This window comes from Pseudomonas sp. RC10 (assembly GCF_038397775.1).
GTDB classification, from domain to species: Bacteria; Pseudomonadota; Gammaproteobacteria; order Pseudomonadales; family Pseudomonadaceae; genus Aquipseudomonas; species Aquipseudomonas bambusae.
Map to the genome: position 1 here is coordinate 1,344,913 of NZ_CP151650.1, position 25,071 is coordinate 1,369,983.

A 25,071-nucleotide genomic window follows, 5' to 3' on the forward strand; every position below is an offset into this window, starting at 1 on the left:
TGCCAGCCACAGACAATCAGCTAGACGAGTCGACCCAATTGAAGGTCACGGAGTTCATTCTTGCTCATGCGTGAAACCCCTGTATTCATCGACGGCCCGGTGGGCCAACTCGAAGCCCTGTACCTTGATCTGGAAGGGGCCAAGGGCCTGGCGCTGATCTGCCATCCTAACCCGGTTCAGGGCGGCACGATGCTCAACAAAGTCATCTCGACCCTGCAACGGACCGCTCGCGACGCCGGATACATTACCTTGCGTTTCAATTATCGGGGCGTTGGCGCCAGCGCTGGCAGTTCGGACATGGGGCAGGGCGAAGTCGATGATGCTGAAGCCGCTGCCACCTGGTTTCGCGAAAAACATCCGGACCTGCCCATGACGCTGTTCGGGTTTTCCTTCGGCGGTTTCGTCGCGGCCACCCTCGGCGGGCGCCTTGAAGCCAAGGGCGAAACCCTGAGCCATCTGTTCATGGTTGCGCCTGCTGTCATGCGCATTGCCGACCCGAGCGCCCTCCCGCAAAAAGGGCCACTGACCCTGATTCAGCCGGAAACCGACGAAGTGGTTGACCCACAACTCGTATATGCCTGGTCTGACGCACTCTCGCGCCCCCATGAGCTGCTGAAAGTGGCAGAATGCGGACACTTTTTCCACGGCAAGCTGACCGACCTCAAGGATCTGGTCCTGCCGCGCCTTTCGAACTGATTGCTGCACCCAGAATAAGCGACCCGCCATGACCACTCGTATCCTGACCGGTATCACCACCACCGGTACGCCCCACTTGGGCAACTACGCCGGAGCCATTCGCCCGGCCATTGTCGCCAGCCGCCAGAGCGACGCTGATTCGTTCTATTTTCTGGCCGACTACCACGCCCTGATCAAATGTGATGACCCGCTGCGCATCCAGCGCTCGCGCCTGGAAATCGCCGCGACCTGGCTGGCGGCCGGTCTGGATGTCGATCGCGTGACCTTCTACCGCCAGTCCGACATCCCGGAAATCCCGGAACTGACCTGGCTGCTGACCTGCGTGGCGGGTAAAGGCCTGCTCAACCGCGCCCATGCTTACAAGGCGTCGGTGGACAAGAACGTCGAAGCCGGTGAAGACCCGGATGCGGGCATCACCATGGGCCTGTTCAGCTACCCGGTGCTGATGGCGGCTGACATCCTGATGTTCAACGCCCATCAAGTGCCAGTGGGGCGTGACCAGATTCAGCACGTTGAAATGGCCCGTGACATCGGCCAGCGTTTCAACCACCTGTTCGGTCAGGGCAAGGAGTTCTTCGTCATGCCGGAAGCGCTGATCGAGGAAAGCGTGGCGACTTTGCCGGGCCTCGACGGTCGCAAGATGTCGAAGAGCTACGACAACACCATTCCGCTGTTCAGCAACGCGAAGGAGATGAAGGACGCGATCTCGCGCATTGTCACCGACTCGCGCCTGCCAGGCGAAGCCAAAGACCCGGACAATTCGCACCTGTTCACCTTGTACCAGGCGTTCGCCAGCAAGGCCCAGAGCGACGAATTCCGTGCCGACCTGCTGCAAGGGTTGGGCTGGGGCGATGCCAAGCAGCGTCTGTTCCAGTTGCTCGACAGCGAGCTGGGCGAGGCCCGTGAGAACTACCATCGTCTGATTGAACGCCCGGCGGATCTGGAAGACATTCTGTTGGCCGGTGCTCAGAAGGCTCGTCGTATTGCTACGCCGTTCCTGGGCGAACTGCGTGAAGCGGTGGGCTTGCGTTCCTTCCGCGAGACCACGCAAACCGTTGCCGCGACCAAGAAGAAAGCCAGCAAGGGCGCACGCTTCGTCAGTTTCCGTGAAGACGACGGCAGCTTCCGTTTCCGCCTGTTGGCCGCCGATGGCGAGCAATTGTTACTTTCCGAGCCCTTTACCGATGGTAAAGCGGCTGGGGCCGTCATGAAAACGCTGCAGCAGTTGGACAAGCTCGACGCAAGGCCTGCTTCTAACCAACGGCAATTTGATGTTTGGCTAGACAATAGAATCGTTGCTAAGAGCCCCATCTACGACACTAATGGCGTAATGATTTCCGCATTGTTGACGTTACCTCAGATGAAAAATCCACAAGACTGAGCAGCTACGGCAGCTGAAGTCTAATTGCCATTCCAACGGGCCATCGCTACAGTGGCGGCCCGTTTTTGCTCCCTAGCTAAAGACCATGACGCCCCTAGAAAGCTACCAGAACGACCTTAAAAAGCCCGAATTCTTCCACGATGCCGCTCAGGAAAACGCTGTGCGCCATCTGCAGCGTCTGTACGACGATCTGGTCGCAGCACATGAAAACAAGCCTGGCCTGTTCGGCAAGCTGTTCGGCAAGAAAGAAGTCACGGTGATCAAGGGCCTGTATTTCTGGGGCGGCGTAGGCCGTGGCAAGACGTACTTGGTCGACACCTTTTTCGAAGCGCTGCCGTTTCAAGACAAGATGCGCACGCACTTTCACCGCTTCATGAAGCGTGTGCACGAAGAAATGAAGAACCTCAAGGGCGAGAAGAACCCGCTGACGCTGATCGCCAAGCAGTTCGCGGGCGAGGCTCGGGTCATCTGCTTCGACGAATTCTTCGTCTCCGACATCACCGACGCCATGATCCTCGGCACGCTGATGGAAGAGCTGTTCAAGAACGGCGTAACGCTCGTGGCCACCTCGAACATCGTGCCGGACGGTCTTTATAAGGACGGTCTGCAACGTGCGCGTTTCCTGCCTGCCATCGCGCTGATCAAGCAGAACACCGACATCGTCAACGTCGACAGCGGCGTGGACTATCGTCTGCGCCACCTGGAGCAGGCCGAGCTGTTTCACTTCCCGTTGAACGAAGCGGCCCAGGACAGCATGCGCAAAAGCTTCCGCGCGCTGACCCCGGAATGCACCAAGGCTGTCGAAAACGATGTGTTAATCATCGAAAACCGTCAGATCAAGGCGCTGCGCACCTGCGACGACGTGGCCTGGTTCGACTTCCGTGAGCTGTGCGACGGCCCGCGTAGCCAGAACGACTACATCGAACTCGGCAAGATCTTCCACGCCGTGCTGCTCAGTGGTGTGGAGCAGATGAGCGTCACCACCGACGACATCGCTCGCCGCTTCATCAACATGGTCGACGAGTTCTACGACCGCAACGTCAAGTTGATCATCTCGGCCGAAGTCGAGCTGAAAGACCTGTACACCGGCGGACGCCTGAATTTCGAATTCCAGCGCACGCTGAGCCGCTTGCTGGAAATGCAGTCCCACGAGTTTTTGTCTCGGGCGCACAAGCCTTAGGAGCAGCGGCGAGTTTTGAGCTGCAAGCTGCAAGAGGGCGCGGTGATTCTTCTGTAATCGTCTGTCATGCCGACGGTAGCGATTTTCGGACGCTACCGTCGATTGGCCGGACAGATTCGGCGAACCCACTGCTGATCCCTCTTGCAGCTTGAAGCTCGCAGCTTGAAGCTGCTCTTAGGCCGCCTGCTGGAACTGCTGCCGATACTGATTCGGCGACAGCTCGGTATGTTGCCGGAACAGCCGTGCGAAGAAGCTCGCGTCGTCGTAGCCGACTTCATAGCTGATGGTTTTGATGCTTTTGCGCGAGCCCGACAGCAGGCCTTTCGCTGTTTCGATGCGCAGGCGTTGCAGGTAGTGCAGCGGCTTGTCGCCGGTAGCGGTCTGGAAGCGGCGCATGAAGTTGCGAATGCTCATGCCGTGTTCCCGCGCCACGTCTTCGAAACGGAATTTGTCGGCGAAATGCTCTTCGAGCCAGTGCTGAATTTGCAGGATGATCACGTCCTGGTGCAGCTTCTGCCCGCCAAACCCCATCCGACCCGGTGAGTAGCTGCGCTGCACTTCGTACAGAATGTCGCGGGCCACCGTCTGTGCCACGTTGGCGCCGCAGAAGCGCTCGATCAGATAGATGTACAGATCGCACGCCGAAATCGTGCCGCCTGCGCAATACAGGTTGTCGGCGTCGGTCAGGTGCTTTTCCTGATTGAGCAAGACGTTCGGGAAACGCTCGGCGAACTCATTGAAGAAACGCCAATAGGTGGTGGCCTCCTTGCCATCCAGCAGGCCGGATTCAGCCAGCCAGAACACACCGCTGGCTTCACCGCACAGCACGGCGCCCCGGGCATGTTGCTCCCGCAGCCACGGCAAGATCTGCGGGTAGCGAGCGCGCAAGGTGTCGAAATTGTCGACGAAGGCGGGGAGGATGATGATGTCGGCGTTTTCGAGCGCGCCGTCCACCGGCAACACGACTTCACTGAAGCTGCGCACCTGTTGTCCATCGGGGCTGACGAGCCGGGTTTCAAACGCGGCTTTGAGGCCCTGGCCCAGTTGTTTGCCGTAACGCAGGCTGGCCAGATGGAAGAAGTCCTTGGCCTGGGTCAGTGTAGAGGCGAAGATCCCGTCGATCGCGAGGATGCTGACGCGCCGCAACGGCACGTTTTGTTGAATAGACATAATCTGTTGTTCTTATATGGGAAAGTGGTCAAGCAACGGCGTGATCGTCTTATTTTTTGTCGGATGTGTCCAGTGTCGTCGTCAATCGACACGGCATACGCTCTCGCAGCAACCCTGTCCGACAATCCCTCACGCCAAGGTGTCCCATGCTTCCAAGAACACTCTTCAGCTCCGAGCATGAGCTTTTCCGCGACAGCGTCCGCAAGTTTCTGGAACAGGAAGCCGCGCCGTTTCACGCGCAATGGGAGAAGCAAGGACACATTGACCGCACGCTCTGGAACCGCGCGGGAGAGCAGGGCATGTTGTGCTCGCACCTGCCTGAGGAATACGGCGGCATGGCCGCTGACTTTCTCTACACCACGGTCGTGATCGAAGAAATCTACCGACTCGGCCTGACCGGCATCGGATTTTCCCTGCATTCGGACATCGTCGCGCCCTATCTCCTGCATTACGGCAGCGAGGCGTTGAAGCAGAAATATTTACCGAAGATGGTCTCGGGGGAGATCGTGACGGCCATCGCGATGACCGAACCGGGCGCGGGCTCTGACCTGCAAGGGGTGAAGACCACAGCGGTGCTGGACGGCGACGAGTACGTCATCAACGGCTCCAAGACCTTCATCACCAATGGTTTTCTCGCGGACCTGGTGATCGTCGTCGCCAAAACCGATCCCAAAGCGGGTGCGAAGGGCATCAGTTTGTTTCTGGTAGAGGCGGGCACGCCAGGCTTCGAGAAGGGCAAGCGCCTGGAAAAAGTCGGCATGAAGGCTCAGGACACATCGGAGCTGTTCTTTCAGGACGTCCGCGTGCCCAAGGAAAATCTACTGGGCCAGCCGGGAATGGGCTTCGCGTATCTGATGCAAGAGTTGCCACAGGAGCGTCTGACCGTGGCCATTGGCGCGATTGCCTCGGCCGAGGCGGCCTTGCAGTGGACGCTGGATTACACCCGCGAGCGCAAAGCGTTCGGACAGGCGATTGCCGATTTTCAGAACACCCGATTCAAGCTGGCGGAAATCGCCACCGAAGTGCAGATCGGCCGGGTCTTCGTTGATCGCTGTCTGGAATTGCACCTGGAAGGCAAGCTGGACGTTCCCACGGCGGCGATGGCCAAGTACTGGGCCACAGACCTGCAGTGCAAGGTGCTCGACGAATGCGTGCAGCTGCACGGCGGTTACGGCTTCATGTGGGAATACCCGATTGCCCGGGCGTGGGCGGATGCGCGGGTGCAGCGGATTTACGCGGGGACCAACGAAATCATGAAGGAAATCATTGCGCGGGCTTTGTAGGCCAGAAGGTTAGCCTGTGTAGGAGCGTGGCTTGTCCCGCGATCGGCGGGGAACCCGTCGTAAATGCGATAAATGCGGTGTGCATGAAAAACCGCATTTGTCGGGTTTACTGCCGGTTCCCGGCAGATCGCGGGACAAGCCGCGCTCCTACAGATGACGTTTCTGGTTACGGCGCAGGGTTTGGCTGATCCTTGTGAATCGCCTCGATCCCCGCCAGCACTTCTTCCGACAACACCAGTTCCGCGCTCGCCAGGTTGCTGTCCAACTGCTCCAGCGTAGTGGCGCCGATGATGTTGCTGGTCACGAACGCACGGCTGGTCACAAACGCCAGCGCCATTTGCGCCGGGTCCAGACCATGTTCACGGGCCAGTGCGACGTAACGGGCGCAGGCCGCTTCCGATTGCGGATTAAAGTAGCGGGTAAAACGACTGTAAAGGCTCAGGCGGCCTTTCGCTGGGCGGGCGCCGTTGGCGTATTTGCCCGACAGCAAACCAAACGCCAGCGGCGAATAGGCCAACAGACCGCACTCTTCGCGAATCGCGACCTCGGCCATGCCCACTTCAAAGCTGCGGTTGAGCAAGTTGTACGGGTTCTGGATGGACACCGGGCGCGCCAGACCATGAGCGTCGGATTCCGCCAGGTACTTCATCGTGCCCCACGGCGTTTCATTGGACAGGCCGACGTGGCGGATCTTGCCCGCTTTCACTTGCTCGTCAAGCACCTGAAGGGTTTCCAGCAGCGGGGTGAAGGTTTCATCGCTGTGGGTGTAGCCCAATTTGCCGAAGAAGTTGGTGCTGCGCTCCGGCCAGTGCAGCTGGTACAGGTCCAGATAGTCGGTTTGCAGGCGTTTCAGGCTGGCATCCACGGCGGCCACGATGTGGTCACGGTTGAATTTCAGATGGCCGTCACGGATGTAATCGATGCCGTTGCCGGGGCCGGCGATCTTGCTGGCCAGAATCCAGTTGGCGCGATCACCGCTTTTCTTGAACCAGTTGCCGATGATGGTCTCGGTGCTGGCGTAGGTTTCTTTCTTGGGCGGGACCGGGTACATCTCGGCGGTATCCATGAAATTGATACCGGCATCTTTGGCCCGTTGGATCTGGGCGAAGGCCTCGGACTCGCTGTTTTGCTCGCCCCAGGTCATCGTGCCGAGGCAGATAGCGCTGACATTCAGGTCGGTTCTGCCCAGTTTGCGATAGTCCATCTGGCTCTCCTTTAGAAAACAGCCATAAAAGCAGGTTGAAATTTTTTTCGCAATCTGGATAATTCCGCGTCTCTTTGTCGTGGGAGTGATGCCCCGCGCCACAGACACCGCTGCGATCGAACGCGCTGACCCGAGCCCCCTATAGCGTTCGTGCCCGGCGGCCTTTGACTTGTCAAAGACCGTACTAATGAGTATGCTCCGCCGTCTATTTTTCAGGGCGGCCTTTGAGGCTATAAAGAATGAAAACTTTTACCGCTAAACCGGAAACAGTAAAGCGCGACTGGTTCGTCGTCGATGCTGCTGGTCAGACCCTGGGTCGTCTGGCCACTGAGATCGCGAGCCGTCTGCGTGGCAAACACAAGCCGGAATACACTCCGCACGTCGACACTGGCGACTACATCGTCGTGATCAACGCTGAGCAAATCCGCGTCACTGGTGCCAAGACCACCGACAAGATCTACTACTCTCACTCCGGTTTCCCGGGCGGGATCAAGTCGATCAACTTTGAAAAGCTGATCGCCAAAGCTCCTGAGCGCGTGATCGAGACCGCGGTCAAAGGCATGCTGCCCAAGAACCCGCTGGGTCGCGACATGTATCGTAAGCTGAAAGTCTATGCGGGCGCTGCACACCCTCATACTGCTCAGCAGCCCCAAGAACTGAAGTTTTAACGGAATAGTTCATTATGTCGGCGACTCAAAATTACGGCACTGGCCGTCGCAAGACCGCAACCGCACGCGTTTTCCTGCGTCCAGGTACCGGTAACATCTCCATCAACAACCGCTCGCTGGATTCGTTCTTCGGCCGCGAAACTGCCCGCATGGTAGTTCGTCAGCCGCTGGAACTGACCGAGACTGTTGAGAAATTCGACATCTACGTCACCGTCATCGGCGGCGGTGTGAGTGGTCAAGCTGGCGCAATCCGCCACGGTATCACCCGCGCTCTGATGTCCTACGACGAAACCCTGCGTAGCGCACTGCGCAAAGCAGGCTTCGTGACTCGCGATGCTCGTGAAGTTGAACGTAAGAAAGTCGGTCTGCGTAAAGCGCGTAAGCGTCCGCAGTACTCGAAGCGTTAATTCGCTTTCGTTCAAAAAGAACGCTCAGTTTCCTCAAGGAACTGGGCGTTTTTTTATGGACGTCTATTATTCAGTGTGACGAGACGAATCAACCGTGGGCGCCGCGTTATACAAGGCCTCCCGGTTTAAACCGAAAGGTAATCCCCTTTTGACCTGGAGGGGCGTTGGTTACCCATCGGCAGGACGTTTGGCAGCTAGATAATAATGCACAGGGAAGCCTGACCAAGCGGGCTTCTACAAGCTGATGGGAGAGGACGGAATGAGCAATGACGGCGTGAATGCAGGCCGGCGTCGCTTCCTCGTCGCAGCCACCTCTGTGGTGGGCGCCGCAGGAGCGGTTGGAGCTGCGGTCCCGTTCGTGGGGTCATGGTTCCCCAGCGCGAAGGCCAAGGCGGCAGGCGCGCCCGTCAAGGTCAACGTCAGCAAGATTGAGCTGGGTCAGCAAATGATCGCGGAGTGGCGTGGGCAGCCCGTGTTCATCGTCCACCGTACCCCTGAAATTCTCAGCAATCTGGGCAAGCTCACCGATCAGCTCTCCGACCCGGAATCCAAAAATTCAACCCAGCCCGCTTATGTTGACCCGGTCGTTCGCTCGATCAAGCCGGAAATGCTGTTACTGATCGGGATTTGCACCCACCTCGGTTGTTCTCCGACCTTTCGCCCGGAAATCGCCCCGGCTGACCTGGGCAAGGACTGGGTGGGCGGTTATTTCTGCCCTTGTCACGGCTCCCATTACGACCTGGCCGGACGCGTCTACAAGGCGCAACCTGCACCGCTGAATTTGCCAGTGCCGCCGCATTCCTACGAGTCGGACTCAATCATCGTCATTGGTGTCGATCAGGAGAAAGCGTAATGAGCAAATTCATGGACTGGATCGATGCACGGTTTCCTGCGACGTCAATGTGGGAAGACCACCTCAGCAAGTATTACGCCCCCAAGAACTTCAACTTCTTCTATTTTTTCGGCTCGCTGGCCCTGCTGGTGCTGGTCAATCAGATCGTGACCGGCGTCTGGTTGACGATGAGCTACACGCCCTCGGCCGAAGAAGCGTTCGCGTCCGTCGAATACATCATGCGCGACGTTGAATACGGCTCCATCCTGCGTCTGCTGCACTCCACGGGCGCCTCGGCGTTCTTCATCGTCGTCTACCTGCACATGTTTCGCGGATTGCTCTATGGCTCGTATCAGAAGCCCCGAGAGCTGGTATGGATCTTCGGGATGTTGATTTACCTGGCGCTGATGGCCGAAGCGTTCATGGGCTATCTGCTGCCCTGGGGGCAGATGTCGTACTGGGGCGCGCAGGTGATCATCTCGCTGTTCGGTGCGATTCCGGTGATTGGCAATGACTTGACCCAGTGGATTCGCGGTGACTACCTGATTTCCGGCATCACCCTCAACCGGTTCTTTGCCTTGCATGTGGTGGCGCTGCCCATCGTGATTCTCGGGCTGGTGGTGCTGCACATTCTGGCGCTGCACGAGGTCGGCTCGAACAACCCGGACGGCGTCGACATCAAGAAATACAAGGACGAAAACGGCAAGCCGCTCGACGGCATCGCGTTTCACCCGTACTACACCGTCAAGGACATCGTTGGGGTCGTGGTCTTCCTGTTTATTTTTTGTTCGATTGTGTTCTTCTTTCCCGAGATGGGCGGGTACTTCCTCGAAAAACCCAACTTCGAGCAGGCCAATGCGTTCAAGACACCGGAGCACATCGCACCGGTCTGGTACTTCACCCCGTTCTACGCCATTTTGCGGGCGATCCCTGACAAGCTGATGGGGGTCATGGCCATGGGCGCGGCGATTGCGGTGCTGTTCGTTTTGCCGTGGCTGGACCGAAGTCCAGTGAAGTCCATGCGTTACAAGGGCTGGCTGAGCCGGGTCTGGCTGGTGTTGTTCTGCGTCGCGTTCGTCATCCTTGGCATTCTGGGAGTGCTCCCGCCCAGTCCGGGTCGCGCCTTGCTGTCTCAGGTGTGTACGTTCGTGTACTTCGCCTACTTCATTCTGATGCCGTTCTACACGCGGATGGAGAGGACCAAGCCGGTTCCGGAAAGGGTGACAGGCTGATGAAAAAGCTACTGGCTGTTTTTCTCCTGGCGGCCTTGCCCCTCGTGTCGTTCGCGGGTGAGCACGGGCCAGACCTGGAAAGCGTCGATATCGATGTCTCCGACAAGGTCGCGATGCAGGACGGGGCGCGGACGTTCGTCAATTACTGCATGGGCTGCCACAGCGCCAAGTTCCAGCGCTACGAGCGGGTGGCCGACGACTTGGGCATTCCTCACGAGCTGATGCTCGACAAGCTGGTGTTCACCGGGGCCAAGATTGGCGATCACATGGTCGCCGGGATGCAGCCTGCTGACGCCAAGGTCTGGTTCGGCGCCGCTCCGCCCGATCTGACCCTTGTGGCGCGGGTGAGGGGCACTGACTGGCTCTACGGCTACCTGCGTTCCTTCTATGAGGACCCTGCAAGGCCTTGGGGCGTGAACAACAAGGTCTTCCCGAACGTGGGCATGCCTAACGTGCTCGTCGGGTTGCAGGGGCGTCAGGTGATCGGTTGCAAGCAGGTGCAGGCGGTCGAAGACGGCAAGAAACAATACGACCCGCTCACCGGCTCGCCGCTGACTCACGAAGCCTGCGATCAACTGACCATCGTGCCCAAGACCGGTACGTTGACCGAGGAGCAATTCGACGAAAAAGTGAAAAACCTGGTGACCTTCCTCGCGTACTCGGCCAACCCGGTCAAGCTTCAGCATCAGCGCATCGGGACTTATGTGCTGCTCTATCTTGCGGTCCTGTTCGTCTTTGCGTACCTGCTCAAACGCGAATACTGGAAGGACGTGCACTGACGGCAGGCGAATCCGGCGACGACTGTCACGCGCCCTGAGGCGCCTCATTCGGGTAATGGCCCCAGAGCGGGTATAGTGGCGGGCGAAAGATTGCAGAATTTACTTTGAGTAAATGAGCTATCTTGTCGCCCGCGACGAACACCTGCTGTTTGTGGATGTTGCCGGAGGCGCCTTCAGGGCGCGTTCGTTTTTTGTGCTTTCGAAAATTCAACAAGCGAGGAGGACCGCCATGGGCGTGACCAATCGGTTGGCCTGTTACTCCGACCCCGCCGACCACTATTCCCATCGCGTGCGCATCGTGCTCGCCGAGAAAGGTGTCAGCGCCGAGATCATCGATGTCGCGGGAGGTACCCAGCCTGCCAAGTTGATCGAAGTCAATCCGTACGGCAGCGTACCCACGCTGGTCGACCGGGACCTGGCGCTGTACGAGTCGACTGTCGTGATGGAATACCTGGATGAGCGTTACCCGCATCCGCCTTTACTGCCGGTGTACCCCGTCGCCCGTGCCAACAGCCGTTTGCTGATTCACCGCATTCAGCGTGACTGGTGTGGGCTGGTGGATATCATTCTGGACCCTCGCAGCAAAGAAGCTGCCCGTGTTCAGGCGCGCAAGGAGCTGCGCGAAAGTCTGACCGGCGTGTCGCCACTGTTTGCGGAAAAGCCTTTTTTCCTCAGTGACGAGCAAAGTCTGGTCGACTGCTGTCTATTGCCCATACTCTGGCGCCTGCCGATTCTGGGTATCGAATTGCCGCGGCCCGCCAAGCCGCTGCTTGATTATATGGAGCGCCAATTCGCGCGCGAGGCATTCCAGGCAAGTCTGTCTGGTGCCGAACGCGACATGCGCTAAGGCCTAAGGAACCGTTCGATGAACTCCAGTCGCCCCTATCTGATCCGCGCGCTCTACGAGTGGATCGTGGATAACGATTGTACGCCGCACATTCTGGTCAACGCCGAATACCCGGCGGTGCAAGTCCCGCAAGGCTTCGCCAACGACGGTCAGATCGTCCTCAACATTTCGCCAAGTGCCGTGCGTCATTTGCACATGGACAACGACGCGGTGAGCTTTGAAGGCCGCTTCGGCGGCGTTCCCCATAGCTTGTACGTTCCGGTTTCTGCGGTGATGGGCATTTACGCTCGCGAAAACGGGCAGGGCATGGTCTTCGACCTGGAGCCTGCCGTGGATGATGACGAAGACCTGGACGTGGATGACGACATGCCGCCACCGGACGACGAGCCGCCACGCCCGACCGGCCGGCCGAGTCTGAAAGTGGTCAAGTGAGTTGACTGCGTGTAATGAAAAAGGCGATCCCGAGGGATCGCCTTTTTTGTATCCGGTGTCTCGTCACCGACCCCTGTAGGAGCGAATTCATTCGCGAGAGGGCGTCACTGCCAATGCATCTTTATCGTCCGTGCTGCCGCCTCGCGAATAAATTCGCTCCTACAGATATCCGACATCACCCCTAGGCCACCTACAGGTTGATAGTTCGTAGACGCCTTAATCAATGTACTCAAACAACTTCACGATCTTCTGCACGCCGCTCACGCCCTGCACCAGGTTGGTGGCGCGGGTGGCTTCGGCCTGGGTCAGCAGGCCGAGCAGGTAGACGATGCCGTTCTCGGTCACGACCTTGATGCGCGAGCCGGGGATGGCGCTGTCGGTCAGCATCTGCGTCTTGATCTTGCTGGTCAGCCACGCGTCGTTGCTGCGGGCCAGCACCGAGGAAGGCTCGATGACTTGCAGCTCGTTGTTGACCTTCTTGACCTTCTGCACCTGGCTGGCGGTTTGTTCGGCCAACTGCTTGAGGTCGGCACGCGGGGTCTGGCCGGCCAGCAGCACGACGCCGTTGAAGCTGGTCACGACGATATGCGAGGCGTTGTCCAGGTCCGGGTTGGCCTTGGCGATGTTCACCGCGACCTTGGTTTCGATCAGCGAGTCGTCGATCTTGCTGCCGAAGGTGCGGGTGCCGCGGTCGTCGTCGATCGGGGCTTCGCGGCTGGCGTTGATCACCGAGCTGCATCCGCTGATGCCCAGGCAGAGCGTCAGGGCCAGCAAGCTGAGGCGTTTGGATATCATTCTTCACTCCCGAAAATTTGGCTGTCGATCAAATAGCACAGGCAGTGGATCACCAATAGGTGGACTTCCTGAATGCGTGCGGTGACTTTGGCCGGGACGCGGATTTCCACGTCCTCAGGCAGCAGCAGCGAGGCCACGTCGCCGCCGTCGCGACCGGTCAGGGCCACGACAATCATTTCCCGATCATGTGCGGCCTGAATGGCCTGAATGATGTTGGCGGAGTTGCCGCTGGTGGAGATGGCCAGCAAGACGTCATTGGACTGGCCCAGGGCGCGGATCTGTTTCGAGAAAATTTCGTTGTAGCTGTAATCGTTGGCGATCGAGGTGATGGTCGAGGTGTCCGTGGTCAGCGCGATGGCTGGCAGGCTCGGTCGCTCACGCTCGAAGCGGTTGAGCAGTTCGGACGAAAAGTGCTGTGCGTCGCCGGCCGAGCCGCCGTTGCCACACGCCAGGATCTTGCTGTCGCTGAGCAGGGCGCCGACCATCACCTGGCTGGCTTGTTCGATGTAGGGTGCAAGAACGTCCATCGCCTGTTGCTTGGTATCGATGCTGGCCTGAAAAAGCTGGCGAATTCGGGATTGCATGTCCATCAATGAAAACCTTAATAGGGGCGGCTGGTCGGGCGGCGTTTGACTCAGGTCATCGGCATCCCGGCACAAAACTGTGCGGCCCGCAAAGCAAAAAGCAAAAAAAACGGTGTGGGTTATGTGTGTCGGTGAGCGTGCTGATGCTGGGCCTGGGGGTCCCGTCAACTGTCGAACGCGTTCTGTAGCCAGTTCAGCGCAGGTGCCGTGCCTGGGTCGCCATTGATTGCCACGACGTCGAAGCGGCACGGGTAATCGGACCATTTCGACTCGCTTTGCAGAAACCACTGTGCGGCCAGGGTGAGCTTTCCCTGCTTGCGAACATCGACGCTCTCCAGTGCGCCACCCCATCCGGCGTGGCGCCGATAGCGAACTTCGACGAATACTACTGTATCGCCGTCGAGCATGACCAGATCAAGCTCGCCGCGTTTGCATGACCAGTTCTGCGTGATCAGCTGTAAACCGTGTTGCTGCAGGTGCCGCAGGGCGTAGGCTTCGGCCTCGCGCCCGGCGGTTTGTCGCGGGTTGCCTGAGGTCAAGGCGCGGTGTCCGGCAGGCGCTGCACCTTGCCATCGACGAACTGAGCCCACGGCAATTGACGCTCGATACGCTGGCCCTGACCGATGGTCAGGCTGCCCGACAGGCCGTCGATGCGGCTTTCCGGCAGGGTTTTCAGCTGGGTGAGACGAGGCGCCAGGCGATAGGCGTCGATGCCCATGGCGTACAAGCGACCAAGGCTACCCGCTGCCTGTGGCCATTGCGCGGTGACTTGTTGACGCAGTGGGTCATTCGCGTTCAGCAGCCAAGGGGTTTCACAGAAGCGTACACCGGCCAGGTCGTTGTACATCGCCTGATCATTGCTGTTGGTGAACAGGTGCGACGTGGCGTAGACAGGGACGTCACCTGCGTACTGGAAAACCATGGTCGGTTTGATCTGTTGCGCCTGCTGCGGCGTAGCGGCCAGGAACATGAAGTCGACGTCCTGACGGCGGGTCGGTTGAGCGGCGGCCTGGGCTCCGGTGGTGCTTTGCAGGCGCTGGGCACGACCTTCGCTGTTACGCAGTTGGAACAGGTCGGCGACTTGCTGAGCCAGTTGTACCGGTTGATCGATGCGTTCGACGCCCAGCAGGGTGCCGCCCTTGGCTTGCCAGCTCTGACGGAAAGCATCGAGTACGCGATCGCCCCATTCGCCTTTCGGCACCATGGCCACCGCGCTGCGCTTGCCATCGGCCCAGGCGCGACGGGAAACCTCGCGGGCTTCGTCTTCGGCGGCAAGGCCGAACTGGAACAGCTCGGCCGGGCCTTGAGCGCCGGAATCGCTGTAGTTCAGGGCGAGGGTGGTGATCGGCAGTTGTGGGTGAGCGCTCAGTTGTTTGACCAGCGGCTTTTCCAGCGGACCTACTACCAGTTGAACCCCAGCAGCTTTGGCCTGGGCGTAGAACGCATCCATGGAGGTCACGCGGGAGCTGTCGAAGACTTCAATCGCAGGCGGCTTCTGACCGGCCTGTTGCGCTTGATAGTGAGCCGCCATGAAGCCGTCACGCAGGGCGCGGGACACCGAAGCCAGCGGACCGTCCTGCGGCAGCAGCAGGGCAATCTTGGTCAATGGCTCGCTTTTCAGATCGCGCAGTTGGGCGAGGGTGGTTGGCAATTGGCGGGCGGCAGGGTGCTGCGGGTTCTGCGCCTTCCAGTTGTCGATGGCCGCCTGTTGCTGTTCCAGCGTGCCCGCACCTTTGACCGCGCGTGCCAGGCTCAGCCAGCCGCCCATGTCATCATTGGCGGTGCTTTGCAGTTGCTCAGGTGGCAAGGCTGCAACCAGCGCCCAGATGGCGTCGTTGTTGGCGCTCAAGGCATCGCCTTGCAATAGCGGGCCCATGAACACACGTTCGCTGGCGGCTGCGAGGGTCTGGCCGTCGGCTTCGAGGGCGCGGGCGCGAACGGTATGGGTGCGGGTTTGCAGATCGACCGGCATTTCGCCGAGATGCTGCAGGCTCGGGTGGTTCAGGGCGGTCAGCGCAGCCTTTGGCTGACTGCGGCCCAGCGCCAGTTCGGCAGACAGGGTGTTGGCGTAGATTTGCTTGTCGGTCTTGAGCTGGTCCAGCTGGACCTGTTCGAGAATGCTGGCAGCGCGGCCGGGGTTATTCTGGCGTGCGGCCAGGTCGGCGGCGGTCAGTCGCAAGAGCGCGGCCTGATCGGGTGTTTTCGCCGCAGCGGCTTGTTCGAGCAGCTGCTCGATGCTGGCGTCGGGTGTGCGTGGCAGTTCGCCAAGACTGGAGGAGGGCGAACCGGCACAAGCGGCCAATAAGGCAGCCAGGCAGAGGGCAGAGAACAGCCGCAGGCAAGCGATCATGTGTGTGTTCCTGATACTCAAGCAAATAAGCGTGGAATTGTACCCAAGCACTGGCCGGGGCGCGATGTTGTCGGCGTTAATGCCGCGATATGGGTCGCCTTCAAGCGCAACCGGGCGTTTCAGTCGGTGTGTTTCCCTGATTCACAGCGACGACAGGAATCGCCTCGCGAATACCTCGGTCCATTTTTCAATCTCCCTGTTTGGGTCGCCTTAACCTGTACAATGCAGGCTTTGACTGAACATGAGGTGTGCGCTTTGACTGCTCCGGGTGCTTTGAATTCCACTACAGGCTCGCTTTATGTGGTGGCCACGCCGATCGGCAACCTGGATGACATGAGCGTGCGAGCCTTGAAGGTGCTGCGCGAGGTGTCGCTGATTGCCGCTGAAGATACCCGGCATTCATTACGACTGATGCAGCATTTTGGCATTTCGACCCCCTTGGCCGCGTGCCACGAACACAACGAGCGGGACGAAGGCAGCCGTTTCATTGCGCGTTTGCAAGCGGGCGATGATGTGGCGCTGATTTCCGATGCGGGTACCCCGCTGATCTCAGACCCGGGTTATCACCTGGTGCGCCAGGCCCGTGCGGCGGGGATTCAAGTTGTCCCGGTGCCAGGGGCGTGCGCGTTGATCGCGGCACTGTCGGCGGCGGGGCTGCCGTCCGACCGTTTTATCTTCGAAGGCTTTCTTCCGGCCAAGTCGGTGGGGCGCAAGGCTCGGCTCGAATTGCTGAAAGAAGAACCGCGTACCGTCATTTTCTATGAAGCGCCGCACCGAATTCTTGAATGTCTGCAAGACCTTGAAGGAATCTTCGGCGCAGACCGTCCGGCAGTGTTGGGGCGTGAATTGACCAAAACCTTTGAGACACTGAAAGGTCTGCCATTGGGTGAGCTTCGCGCGTTCGTGGAAGGCGACAGCAATCAGCAGCGCGGTGAGTGCGTGGTCTTGGTGGCAGGCTGGAGCGAGCCGGAAGGCGAAGATGCGATTGGTGCCGAAGCTCGCCGCGTGCTGGATCTGCTGCTGGAGGAAATGCCCCTCAAGCGTGCAGCGGCGCTGGCTGCGGAAATCACCGGCGTGCGCAAAAACCTTCTGTATCAGGTGGCACTGGAGAAGCAAAAAGGGGCGTAAGGGATACCCGTCAGCCTGTCACATAAATTGGCGAGAGGCTTATTAAAGCTTGTTCTTGTGCCGCCCTGCCATTAACCTTGGCGGCGGAGAGTCGATTGGACAGTCGCTGCCTTTCATTGTTCCGCAATGAAGGGGGGAGGAAAGTCCGGGCTCCATAGGGCGGAGTGCCAGGTAACGCCTGGGGGGCGCGAGCCTACGGAAAGTGCCACAGAAAATAACCGCCTAAGCGCTTCGGTGCCGGTAAGGGTGAAAAGGTGCGGTAAGAGCGCACCGCACGTCTGGCAACAGTTCGTGGCTAGGTAAACCCCACTCGGAGCAAGACCAAATAGGGTTCCAAGGCGTGGCCCGCGCTGGAACCGGGTAGGTTGCTAAAGATGTCCAGTGATGGCCATCGTAGAGGAATGACTGTCCTCGACAGAACCCGGCTTACAGATCGACTCTCCACCTTTCCCCACTTCCTGCTTTTTTCTCTCGTAGAACCCCTCCTCGTAATACCGAAAAAATCTTAAACCTCATAAATCACATTAACTTCAAACCTCATCTTTTTGAGTTCGCTCGGATTTATCTGTCAGACCATTCCGAATTTCCCCAAAACTCATCTGTTACCCGTCGTAAATCTCCGTCCTGTAAGGGTTTTCCTTAAGAAGTCGCCTTGACGGTGTGGTGGGCGCATTCCTATAGTGTGCGCAAGTGGCGGAAAGTGGCGTGAAGTGGGTTTTTTGACCGCAAAACGATAATATTCGGAGAAAGCGCCTGTGTTCCGTGGTGCAAACGCAATCAATCTCGACGCAAAGGGCCGTCTCGCTATGCCGAGCCGGTACCGTGACGAGTTGGATTCGCGTAGTGCCGGCCAATTGATCGTGACCATTGATACCGTCGACCCATGCTTGTGCATCTATCCACTCCCTGAATGGGAATTGATCGAAGCCAAATTGCGTGAGTTGGCGACATTTCGTGAAGAGAACCGTCGTCTGCAGCGACTGTTGATCGGGAATGCAGTGGATCTGGAACTCGATGGCAGTGGGCGTTTTCTGGTACCGCCGCGTTTGCGCGAGTACGCCAAGCTCGACAAGCGCGTGATGCTGGTCGGCCAACTGAACAAGTTTCAACTGTGGGATGAGGACGCGTGGAACGCACTTGCTGATGCGGACCTCGCGGCCATTCAAAAACCGGGCGCGATGCCTGATGAACTGCGTGATTTGATCCTGTGACTATGAATAGCGGCTTTACCCACATCACCGTACTGCTCGAAGAAGCCGTCGAGGCTCTCGCGGTGCGCGCTGATGGCTGCTATCTGGACGGGACATTCGGACGGGGCGGGCACAGCCGTCTCATCCTCCAGAACCTCGGGCCGGATGGACGGCTCCTCGGATTCGATAAAGATCCTCAAGCGATTGCCACCGGGCAAGCGCTGGCGGCCGAAGACGGCCGCTTTGTCATTGTGCAGCGCAGCTTTGCCGAGCTGGGTTCGGAAGCTCTGGAACGGGGCATTGCCGGAAAAGTCAGCGGCATCCTGCTGGACCTTGGCGTTTCCTCGCCTCAACTTGACGACCCTGAGCGCGGCTTCAGTTTCATGAATGACGGCCCGCTCGACATGCGCATGGACCCGTCCCGTGGGGTCAGCGCCGCCGAATTCGTCAACACCGCACCGGCCGAAGAAATCGCCCGCGTGTTCAAGGAATACGGCGAAGAGCGTTTTGCCAAACGTATGGCGGGCGCTGTCGTCGCACGTCGCGAAACCCAACCCTTTGAACGCACCGGCGACCTGGCCGAAGTGCTGAAAGTCGCCAACCCGGCGTGGGAAAAGGGTAAGAACCCGGCCACCCGTGCGTTCCAAGGGCTGCGCATTCACGTCAACAACGAACTGGGCGATCTGGAAGCCGGCCTCGATGCCGCGCTGGAAACGCTGGAAGTGGGCGGCCGTCTGGCAGTGATCAGCTTTCATTCGCTGGAAGACCGCATCGTCAAACTGTTCATGCGCAAACTGGTCAAGGGCGAGGCAGACAACATGCCGCGCAACTTGCCGATCCGTCATCAGGCCTTCGAGCCGCGCATCAAACTGATCGGCAAGGCGCAGTTCGCCTCCGATGAAGAGACCCGCGCCAACCCACGTTCGCGCAGTGCTGTCATGCGCGTTGCGGAGAAACTCCGGTGAGCCGCGGTTTCTTCAAGCCATTGCCAGGCGGCAGCTTCTTCATGCTGCTGCTGTTCATTGCCGTCCTTGTGTCGGCAATCGGCGTTGCCTACAGCGCTCACTGGAACCGTCAGTTGCTGAACTCGCTGTATTCCGAACTCAGCGTGCGTGACAAGGCCCAGGCTGAGTGGGGCCGTCTGATTCTGGAACAAAGCACCTGGACCGCTCATAGCCGCATCGAAGCGCTGGCGACCGATCAACTGAAAATGCGTATCCCGAACGCCGCCGATATCCGGATGGTGTCGCCATGATGAAACTCGAAGGGGCACTCTACCCTTGGCGGTTCCGCGTCGTGGTCGGCCTGTTGTCGGTGCTGGTGGCGGCAATTGCCTATCGCATCGTCGACCTGCAGGTCATCGATCACCGTTTCCTGATCGAACAGGGCGATGCACGCAGCCTGCGTAACGTTTCGATTCCTGCGCACCGTGGCCTGATCACTGACCGTAACGGCGAGCCGTTGGCCGTCAGTACGCCGGTGACCACCATTTGGGCCAACCCGTCCGAAATGCAGGCTGACAAGAGCAAGTGGCCGCAACTGGCGCAGGCACTGGGTCAAGACCCGAAGGCCATGGCTGACCGGCTGAACGAGCAGGCCACTAAAGAATTCATCTATCTGGTTCGCGGGCTGACCCCGGAGCAGGGCCAGTCAGTGCTCGACCTGAAAGTACCGGGTGTGTACGGCAAGGAAGAGTTCCGCCGTTTCTACCCGGCGGGCGATGTCACTGCACACATGGTCGGCTTCACCGACCTCGACGACCACGGTCGCGAAGGTGTCGAGCTGGCCTATGACGACTGGCTGGCCGGTGTGCCAGGTCGGCGGCAAGTGATCAAGGATCGACGCGGCAGGCTCATCAAGGACCTGCAAGTGAAGAAAAACGCCAAGGCCGGGAAGACCTTGGCTTTGTCTATTGATCTGCGTCTGCAATATCTGGCGACTCGCGAGCTGCGCAACGCGATTCAGGAAAACGACGCCAAGGCGGGCAGCCTGGTGATCATGGACGTGAAGACCGGCGAAGTGCTGGCGATGGTCAATCAGCCGACCTACAACCCGAACAACCGTCGCACCATGGTCCCGGCCGCCATGCGTAACCGCGCGATCATCGACGTGTTCGAACCCGGTTCGACCATGAAACCGATCTCCATGACCGCCGCCCTCGACAGTGGCCGCTGGAAACCCAGCGACAAGGTGGAGGTGTACCCGGGCACCCTGCAGATCGGCAAATACACCATCCGTGACGTGACCAAGACCGAAGGCCCGATCCTCGACCTGACCGGCATCCTGATCAACTCCAGTAACGTCGGCATGAGTAAGGTCGCGTTCGACGTCGGCGGCGAAGCGATCTTCCGCGCCATGCAACGTGTAGGTCTGGGCCAGTACACCGGCCTGGGCTTTCCGGGCGAACGCGTCGGCAACCTGCCGAATTATCGGGAGTGGCGCAAGGCTGAAACCGCAACGCTGTCCTACGGCTACGGCCTGTCGGTGACCGCGCTGCAACTGGTGCACGCGTATTCAGCGCTGGCCAACAACGGCAAGATCGTCCCGCTGACCATCCTGAAAACCGACAAGCCATCGGACTCGGTTCAAGCGATTCCAGAGGCGACCGCCAAGACCCTGCAAGGCATGCTGCAACAGGTGATCGAGGACCCGCGTGGCGTTTACCGTGCTCGCGTTCCGTCGTATCACGTCGCGGGCAAGTCCGGTACTGCACGTAAGACCTCGGTCGGCACCAAGGGCTACGCCGAAAACTCCTACCGCTCGCTGTTCGCTGGCTTCGGCCCGATGAGCAATCCGCGTTACGCCATCGTGGTGGTGATCGACGAGCCGAGCAAAGGCGGCTACTTCGGTGGTCTGGTTTCCGCGCCCGTGTTCAGCAAAGTCATGTCGGGCACGTTGCGTCTGATGAACGTGCGTCCGGACAACCTCGCGCCGGTCCCGCCTGAGCAGCAAGCCAACGCGGCACCGCTGGTCGTTCCGGTCAAGGGAGGGCGCGGCTGATGCCTTTTAACCTGAGCAAAATCTTCGCCCAGAGCGACCGCGACCTGCTGATTCGTGAACTGACACTGGATAGCCGCAAGGTGCGTCCGGGCGATCTGTTTCTGGCGATTCCGGGCTTGAAGGTCGATGGGCGCGATCACATCACCGACGCCATCGCTCACGGTGCTGCGGCTGTGGCCTATGAAGTGGAAGGCGCCAAGGTGCTGCCGATCACTGACATCCCGATGATTCCGGTCAAAGGGCTGGCGGCGCAGCTGTCGGACATTGCCGGTCGTTTCTACGGCGACCCGAGCCGCAGCATGAACGTAGTCGGTGTGACCGGCACCAACGGCAAAACCAGCGTTACCCAGTTGATCGCTCAAGCGCTCGACAAGCTGGGCGAGCATTGCGGTCTGATCGGCACGCTGGGCACCGGCTTCTATAGCGAATTGAAAAGCGGGATTCACACCACACCTGATCCGATTTCCGTGCAGTCGACCATTTACGACCTGAAAAAAGCCGGTGCCAAGGCGCTGGCCATGGAAGTGTCGTCCCACGGTCTGGATCAGGGCCGCGTGACCGCGCTGGCGTTCGACGTGGCAGTGATGACCAACTTGTCCCGCGATCACCTGGATTACCACGGCACCATGGAAGCGTATGGTGCCGCCAAGGCCAAGTTGTTCGCCTGGAATGACCTGCGTTGCCGCGTGGTCAACCTCGACGACGCGTTTGGTCGCGAACTGGCTGCCAAACCGCACGATTCGCGGCTGATCACCTACAGCCAGGAAGACAACAGCGCTTACCTGTTCTGCCGCGATGCGCATTTCGATGACGACGGTGTTCGCGCCACGCTGGTGACGCCGCAGGGCGACCACGTATTGCGCAGCAGCCTGCTGGGCCGTTTCAACCTGAGCAACGTGCTGGCTGCGGTCGGCGCGCTGATGGGGCTGGATTACCCGCTGGACGAGATTCTCAAAGTGCTGCCGAGCCTCGAAGGGCCGGTCGGTCGTATGCAGCGCTTGGGCGGCGGCACCCGCCCGCTGGTGGTGGTCGATTACGCCCACACCCCGGACGCGCTGGAAAAAGTGCTCGACGCCCTGCGCCCACACGCGAAAGGCGAACTGACCTGCCTGTTCGGCTGCGGCGGTGACCGTGATCGCGGCAAGCGTCCGCTGATGGCCGAAATGGTCGAGCGTCTGGCCGACAAGGTGCTGGTCACCGACGACAACCCGCGCACCGAAGACCCAGCCCGCATTTTCGACGACATCCGCGCCGGTTTCAGCGCGGTGGACACGGTCGAATTCGTGGCCGGTCGTGGTCAGGCCATCGCACAAATCATCGCCCAGGCCGACGCCGCCGACGTCATCGTGCTGGCGGGCAAGGGCCACGAGGATTACCAGGAAATCGATGACCAGCGTCATCCGTTTTCCGATCTTGAAGAAGCCGCCAAGGCACTGGACGCATGGGGGGCTGCACATGCTTAAGCCACTTTCGTTCAGCGAACTGCTCCTGCCGCTCGACGCCCGACGTGTCGGCGACGACGTGAGCTTCAACGGCGTGAGCATCGACAGCCGTGCCATCGAGCCGGGCCAACTGTTCGTTGCGCTGACCGGTCCGCGCTTCGATGGCCATGATTATCTCGATCAGGTCGCCGCCAAAGGCGCAGTCGGCGCGTTGGTCGAACATGAAATTCCAGGCAGTGCGTTGCCGCAACTGATCGTCCGCGACACCCGTCAGGCGCTGGCGCAGTTGGGGGCGATGAATCGCAACGCTTTTGTCGACAAGCCAGTGGCCGCGATCACCGGCTCCAGTGGCAAGACCACGGTCAAGGAAATGCTCTCAAGCATCCTGCGCACGCGTGGCCCGGTGCTGGCGACCAAGGGCAACCTGAACAATGAATTGGGTGTACCGCTGACGTTGCTGGCACTGGCGCCAGAGTTCGACGCCGCCGTGATCGAGCTGGGCGCGAATCATGTGGGCGAAATCGCGCTGACTGTCAGCCTGACCAAACCGCATGTCTCGGTGTTGACCAACGCCGGGACTGCTCACGTTGGTGAGTTCGGCGGCCCTGACAAGATCGTCGAAGCCAAAGGCGAGATCATCGAAGGGCTGAACAGTCGCGGCACCGCCGTGCTGAACCGGGATGACAAAGCCTTCGGCATCTGGGTCGCCCGTGCGGGTGAGCGCCAGGTGTTGAGCTTCTCGATACACAACCGCGACGCTGATTTCTATGCCAGCGACCTCGGCATCGACGCCCGTGGCTGCCCGACCTTCACTTTGCACAGCCCAAGCGGCTCGGCACAGGTACAGCTGAATCTGCTCGGCGCGCACAACGTGGCCAACGCGCTGGCAGCGGCGGCAGCGGCGCATGCCTTGGGCGTTTCGCTGCCTGGCATCGTCACCGGTCTCAATAACGTCCAGCCGGTCAAGGGCCGCACCGTCGCGCAACTGGCGACCAACGGTATGCGCGTGATCGACGACACCTACAACGCCAATCCGACCTCGGTTGCAGCGGCCACCGACATCCTCACCACGTTCCCGGGCCGCAAGGTGCTGGTGCTGGGTGACATCGGTGAGCTGGGCGACTGGGCGGAGCAGGGCCACCGTGACGTCGGCGCTTACGCGGCCGGCAAGGTCGACGCGCTGTATGCCGTCGGTCCGCTGATGGCCCATGCCGTGAAGGCTTTCGGGCAGGATGCCCGCCATTTTGCAAGTCAGGCTGACCTGATCGCGGCGCTGGGCGCCGAGCAAGACACGAACACCACCCTTTTGATCAAAGGTTCCCGCAGTGCCGCGATGGAAAACGTCGTCGCCGCGCTGTGTGGCAACAGTCTGGAGAAACATTAATGCTGCTGCTGCTGGCCGAGTATCTGCAACAGTTCTACAAAGGCTTCGCGGTCTTCCAGTACCTGACCCTGCGCGGGATTCTTGGCGTGCTCACTGCACTGTCACTTTCGCTGTGCCTCGGTCCATGGATGATCCGTGCCCTGCAGAACAAACAGATCGGTCAATCCGTCCGCAACGACGGTCCCCAATCTCACCTCTCCAAGTCTGGCACCCCGACCATGGGTGGCGCGCTGATTCTGTCCGCCATCGGCATCGCGACGCTGCTGTGGGCCGATCTGACCAACCGCTACGTGTGGGTGGTGTTGATCGTGACGCTGCTGTTCGGCGGCATCGGCTGGGTCGATGACTACCGCAAGGTGATCGAGAAGAACTCGAAAGGCCTGCCAAGCCGCTGGAAATACTTCTGGCAATCCGTGTTTGGCCTCGGCGCGGCGATCTTCCTTTATATGACTGCGCAATCGCCGGTCGAAACCACGCTGCTGATCCCGATGCTGAAGGACTTCAGCATTCCGCTGGGCATCGGCTTCGTGGTCCTGACCTACTTTGTGATCGTCGGCTCCAGCAACGCGGTCAACCTGACCGACGGCCTCGACGGTCTGGCCATCATGCCAACGGTCATGGTCGGCGGCGCGCTGGGCATCTTCTGCTACTTGTCGGGTAACGTGAAATTCGCGGAATACCTGCTGATCCCTTATGTGCCGGGCGCGGGCGAGCTGATCGTGTTCTGCGGCGCGCTGATCGGTGCGGGCTTGGGTTTCCTCTGGTTCAACACCTACCCGGCACAAGTCTTCATGGGCGACGTCGGCGCGCTGGCGCTGGGCGCGGCCCTGGGCACCATCGCTGTGATCGTTCGTCAGGAAATCGTGCTGTTCATCATGGGCGGTGTGTTCGTGATGGAAACCCTGTCAGTGGTCATTCAGGTCGCATCCTTTAAATTGACCGGCCGCCGCGTTTTCCGCATGGCGCCCATCCATCACCACTTTGAACTCAAGGGCTGGCCCGAGCCGCGCGTGATCGTCCGTTTCTGGATCATCACCGTGATTCTCGTGTTGATCGGCCTTGCCACGTTGAAACTGAGGTAAGCAGA

General features: G+C 59.7%; 25 protein-coding genes and 1 other RNA gene. 20 read left to right on the top strand and 6 right to left on the bottom strand.

All coding sequences use genetic code 11. The features are described from left to right. Positions 1-66: 66 nt before the first annotated feature. The 3 genes from AAEO81_RS06105 (at position 67) to zapE (ending at position 3,257) form a co-directional block, all read left to right on the top strand. On the top strand, positions 67-696 hold the full coding sequence (locus tag AAEO81_RS06105; RefSeq protein WP_341962299.1) for an alpha/beta fold hydrolase: 630 nt from the start codon (positions 67-69) through the stop codon (positions 694-696). A 28-nt stretch (positions 697-724) separates the two neighbouring features. After that, positions 725-2,077 (top strand): tryptophan--tRNA ligase, encoded by a 1,353-nt coding sequence (locus AAEO81_RS06110; protein WP_341962301.1) that lies wholly within the window; start codon positions 725-727, stop codon positions 2,075-2,077. A gap of 85 nt (positions 2,078-2,162) precedes the next feature. Beyond that, the gene (zapE, locus tag AAEO81_RS06115) at positions 2,163-3,257 is read left to right on the top strand and encodes a cell division protein ZapE (protein WP_341962303.1); all 1,095 of its coding nucleotides are present in this window, start codon (positions 2,163-2,165) and stop codon (positions 3,255-3,257) included. 174 nt (positions 3,258-3,431) lie between these two features. On the opposite strand, the gene AAEO81_RS06120 is transcribed toward zapE, so the two are convergent. Further along, positions 3,432-4,328, bottom strand: a complete 897-nt coding sequence (locus AAEO81_RS06120) for a GlxA family transcriptional regulator (protein WP_341964475.1) — start codon at positions 4,326-4,328, stop codon at positions 3,432-3,434. Between the two features lie 245 nt (positions 4,329-4,573). On the opposite strand from AAEO81_RS06120, the gene AAEO81_RS06125 reads away from it, so the two are divergent. Beyond that, a complete protein-coding gene (locus tag AAEO81_RS06125; protein WP_341962305.1) occupies positions 4,574-5,710 on the top strand; it encodes an acyl-CoA dehydrogenase family protein in 1,137 nt (378 codons plus the stop codon). Positions 5,711-5,876: 166 nt separating this feature from the next. Here AAEO81_RS06125 and AAEO81_RS06130 read toward each other — a convergent pair whose 3' ends face one another. Next, positions 5,877-6,914 (bottom strand): NADP(H)-dependent aldo-keto reductase, encoded by a 1,038-nt coding sequence (locus AAEO81_RS06130; RefSeq protein WP_341962306.1) that lies wholly within the window; start codon positions 6,912-6,914, stop codon positions 5,877-5,879. Between the two features lie 239 nt (positions 6,915-7,153). On the opposite strand from AAEO81_RS06130, the gene rplM reads away from it, so the two are divergent. The 7 genes from rplM (at position 7,154) to AAEO81_RS06165 (ending at position 12,111) form a co-directional block, all read left to right on the top strand. Then, complete coding sequence (gene rplM / locus AAEO81_RS06135; RefSeq protein WP_019693576.1) at positions 7,154-7,582, top strand: 50S ribosomal protein L13; 429 nt, start codon at positions 7,154-7,156, stop codon at positions 7,580-7,582. A 14-nt stretch (positions 7,583-7,596) separates the two neighbouring features. Further along, positions 7,597-7,989, top strand: coding sequence for a 30S ribosomal protein S9 (gene rpsI / locus AAEO81_RS06140; protein WP_166596464.1), 393 nt, complete (start codon positions 7,597-7,599; stop codon positions 7,987-7,989). 259 nt (positions 7,990-8,248) lie between these two features. Beyond that, complete coding sequence (gene petA, locus AAEO81_RS06145; protein ID WP_341962308.1) at positions 8,249-8,842, top strand: ubiquinol-cytochrome c reductase iron-sulfur subunit; 594 nt, start codon at positions 8,249-8,251, stop codon at positions 8,840-8,842. Next, positions 8,842-10,053 (top strand): cytochrome bc complex cytochrome b subunit, encoded by a 1,212-nt coding sequence (locus tag AAEO81_RS06150; RefSeq protein ID WP_341962309.1) that lies wholly within the window; start codon positions 8,842-8,844, stop codon positions 10,051-10,053. The genes petA and AAEO81_RS06150 overlap by 1 nt, the downstream gene beginning before the upstream one ends. Then, on the top strand, positions 10,053-10,832 hold the full coding sequence (locus AAEO81_RS06155) for a cytochrome c1 (RefSeq protein ID WP_341962310.1): 780 nt from the start codon (positions 10,053-10,055) through the stop codon (positions 10,830-10,832). Before AAEO81_RS06150 ends, AAEO81_RS06155 begins: the two co-directional genes overlap by 1 nt. Before the next feature lie 229 nt (positions 10,833-11,061). Further along, a complete protein-coding gene (locus AAEO81_RS06160; RefSeq protein ID WP_166596468.1) occupies positions 11,062-11,679 on the top strand; it encodes a glutathione S-transferase N-terminal domain-containing protein in 618 nt (205 codons plus the stop codon). A gap of 18 nt (positions 11,680-11,697) precedes the next feature. Continuing rightward, entirely contained in the window at positions 11,698-12,111 is a 414-nt protein-coding gene (locus AAEO81_RS06165; RefSeq protein ID WP_093461845.1) for a ClpXP protease specificity-enhancing factor, read from the top strand. A gap of 216 nt (positions 12,112-12,327) precedes the next feature. On the opposite strand, the gene AAEO81_RS06170 is transcribed toward AAEO81_RS06165, so the two are convergent. The 4 genes from AAEO81_RS06170 to AAEO81_RS06185 all read right to left on the bottom strand — a co-directional run bounded on the left by AAEO81_RS06170 (position 12,328) and on the right by AAEO81_RS06185 (position 15,840). Then, positions 12,328-12,906, bottom strand: a complete 579-nt coding sequence (locus AAEO81_RS06170; RefSeq protein WP_166596469.1) for a BON domain-containing protein — start codon at positions 12,904-12,906, stop codon at positions 12,328-12,330. Then, positions 12,903-13,496 carry a phosphoheptose isomerase gene (locus AAEO81_RS06175; RefSeq protein WP_341962312.1) on the bottom strand — a complete coding sequence of 198 codons (594 nt, stop codon included), beginning with the start codon at positions 13,494-13,496 and terminating at the stop codon, positions 12,903-12,905. Before AAEO81_RS06175 ends, AAEO81_RS06170 begins: the two co-directional genes overlap by 4 nt. Before the next feature lie 158 nt (positions 13,497-13,654). Then, entirely contained in the window at positions 13,655-14,029 is a 375-nt protein-coding gene (locus tag AAEO81_RS06180) for a YraN family protein (protein ID WP_341962313.1), read from the bottom strand. Beyond that, positions 14,026-15,840: a penicillin-binding protein activator gene (locus tag AAEO81_RS06185; protein ID WP_341962314.1), complete on the bottom strand. Its 1,815-nt coding sequence runs from the start codon at positions 15,838-15,840 to the stop codon at positions 14,026-14,028. The genes AAEO81_RS06180 and AAEO81_RS06185 overlap by 4 nt, the downstream gene beginning before the upstream one ends. A 222-nt stretch (positions 15,841-16,062) precedes the next feature. On the opposite strand from AAEO81_RS06185, the gene rsmI reads away from it, so the two are divergent. The 9 genes from rsmI to mraY all read left to right on the top strand — a co-directional run bounded on the left by rsmI (position 16,063) and on the right by mraY (position 25,066). Then, positions 16,063-16,968: a 16S rRNA (cytidine(1402)-2'-O)-methyltransferase gene (rsmI, locus tag AAEO81_RS06190; protein WP_341962315.1), complete on the top strand. Its 906-nt coding sequence runs from the start codon at positions 16,063-16,065 to the stop codon at positions 16,966-16,968. 87 nt (positions 16,969-17,055) lie between these two features. Next, positions 17,056-17,413, top strand: an RNA gene (gene rnpB / locus AAEO81_RS06195) — RNase P RNA component class A. 310 nt (positions 17,414-17,723) lie between these two features. Then, positions 17,724-18,179, top strand: coding sequence for a division/cell wall cluster transcriptional repressor MraZ (gene mraZ, locus AAEO81_RS06200; RefSeq protein ID WP_037017349.1), 456 nt, complete (start codon positions 17,724-17,726; stop codon positions 18,177-18,179). Positions 18,180-18,181: 2 nt separating this feature from the next. Beyond that, positions 18,182-19,123, top strand: coding sequence for a 16S rRNA (cytosine(1402)-N(4))-methyltransferase RsmH (gene rsmH, locus AAEO81_RS06205; protein WP_341964476.1), 942 nt, complete (start codon positions 18,182-18,184; stop codon positions 19,121-19,123). Further along, positions 19,120-19,413, top strand: coding sequence for a cell division protein FtsL (gene ftsL / locus AAEO81_RS06210; protein WP_166596475.1), 294 nt, complete (start codon positions 19,120-19,122; stop codon positions 19,411-19,413). Before rsmH ends, ftsL begins: the two co-directional genes overlap by 4 nt. Continuing rightward, positions 19,410-21,158, top strand: coding sequence for a penicillin-binding protein 2 (locus AAEO81_RS06215; protein WP_166596476.1), 1,749 nt, complete (start codon positions 19,410-19,412; stop codon positions 21,156-21,158). Before ftsL ends, AAEO81_RS06215 begins: the two co-directional genes overlap by 4 nt. Then, positions 21,158-22,621, top strand: a complete 1,464-nt coding sequence (locus AAEO81_RS06220) for a UDP-N-acetylmuramoyl-L-alanyl-D-glutamate--2,6-diaminopimelate ligase (protein ID WP_341962316.1) — start codon at positions 21,158-21,160, stop codon at positions 22,619-22,621. The genes AAEO81_RS06215 and AAEO81_RS06220 overlap by 1 nt, the downstream gene beginning before the upstream one ends. Next, a complete protein-coding gene (gene murF / locus AAEO81_RS06225) occupies positions 22,614-23,984 on the top strand; it encodes a UDP-N-acetylmuramoyl-tripeptide--D-alanyl-D-alanine ligase (RefSeq protein ID WP_341962317.1) in 1,371 nt (456 codons plus the stop codon). The genes AAEO81_RS06220 and murF overlap by 8 nt, the downstream gene beginning before the upstream one ends. After that, entirely contained in the window at positions 23,984-25,066 is a 1,083-nt protein-coding gene (mraY, locus tag AAEO81_RS06230) for a phospho-N-acetylmuramoyl-pentapeptide-transferase (protein WP_296188429.1), read from the top strand. Before murF ends, mraY begins: the two co-directional genes overlap by 1 nt. Positions 25,067-25,071 lie beyond the last annotated feature (5 nt).

Coding starts and splice junctions, on each gene's coding strand:
- AAEO81_RS06105 (WP_341962299.1), top strand. CDS start 67: ATGCGTGAAACCCCTGTATTCATCGACGGCCCGGTGGGCCAACTCGAA.
- AAEO81_RS06215 (WP_166596476.1), top strand. CDS start 19,410: ATGATGAAACTCGAAGGGGCACTCTACCCTTGGCGGTTCCGCGTCGTG.
- AAEO81_RS06175 (WP_341962312.1), bottom strand. CDS start 13,496: ATGGACATGCAATCCCGAATTCGCCAGCTTTTTCAGGCCAGCATCGAT.
- rsmH (WP_341964476.1), top strand. CDS start 18,182: ATGAATAGCGGCTTTACCCACATCACCGTACTGCTCGAAGAAGCCGTC.
- AAEO81_RS06110 (WP_341962301.1), top strand. CDS start 725: ATGACCACTCGTATCCTGACCGGTATCACCACCACCGGTACGCCCCAC.
- rsmI (WP_341962315.1), top strand. CDS start 16,063: ATGCAGGCTTTGACTGAACATGAGGTGTGCGCTTTGACTGCTCCGGGT.
- zapE (WP_341962303.1), top strand. CDS start 2,163: ATGACGCCCCTAGAAAGCTACCAGAACGACCTTAAAAAGCCCGAATTC.
- AAEO81_RS06170 (WP_166596469.1), bottom strand. CDS start 12,906: ATGATATCCAAACGCCTCAGCTTGCTGGCCCTGACGCTCTGCCTGGGC.
- AAEO81_RS06165 (WP_093461845.1), top strand. CDS start 11,698: ATGAACTCCAGTCGCCCCTATCTGATCCGCGCGCTCTACGAGTGGATC.
- AAEO81_RS06155 (WP_341962310.1), top strand. CDS start 10,053: ATGAAAAAGCTACTGGCTGTTTTTCTCCTGGCGGCCTTGCCCCTCGTG.
- murF (WP_341962317.1), top strand. CDS start 22,614: ATGCTTAAGCCACTTTCGTTCAGCGAACTGCTCCTGCCGCTCGACGCC.
- AAEO81_RS06220 (WP_341962316.1), top strand. CDS start 21,158: ATGCCTTTTAACCTGAGCAAAATCTTCGCCCAGAGCGACCGCGACCTG.
- AAEO81_RS06160 (WP_166596468.1), top strand. CDS start 11,062: ATGGGCGTGACCAATCGGTTGGCCTGTTACTCCGACCCCGCCGACCAC.
- petA (WP_341962308.1), top strand. CDS start 8,249: ATGAGCAATGACGGCGTGAATGCAGGCCGGCGTCGCTTCCTCGTCGCA.
- AAEO81_RS06185 (WP_341962314.1), bottom strand. CDS start 15,840: ATGATCGCTTGCCTGCGGCTGTTCTCTGCCCTCTGCCTGGCTGCCTTA.
- rpsI (WP_166596464.1), top strand. CDS start 7,597: ATGTCGGCGACTCAAAATTACGGCACTGGCCGTCGCAAGACCGCAACC.
- AAEO81_RS06130 (WP_341962306.1), bottom strand. CDS start 6,914: ATGGACTATCGCAAACTGGGCAGAACCGACCTGAATGTCAGCGCTATC.
- rplM (WP_019693576.1), top strand. CDS start 7,154: ATGAAAACTTTTACCGCTAAACCGGAAACAGTAAAGCGCGACTGGTTC.
- AAEO81_RS06125 (WP_341962305.1), top strand. CDS start 4,574: ATGCTTCCAAGAACACTCTTCAGCTCCGAGCATGAGCTTTTCCGCGAC.
- mraY (WP_296188429.1), top strand. CDS start 23,984: ATGCTGCTGCTGCTGGCCGAGTATCTGCAACAGTTCTACAAAGGCTTC.
- AAEO81_RS06150 (WP_341962309.1), top strand. CDS start 8,842: ATGAGCAAATTCATGGACTGGATCGATGCACGGTTTCCTGCGACGTCA.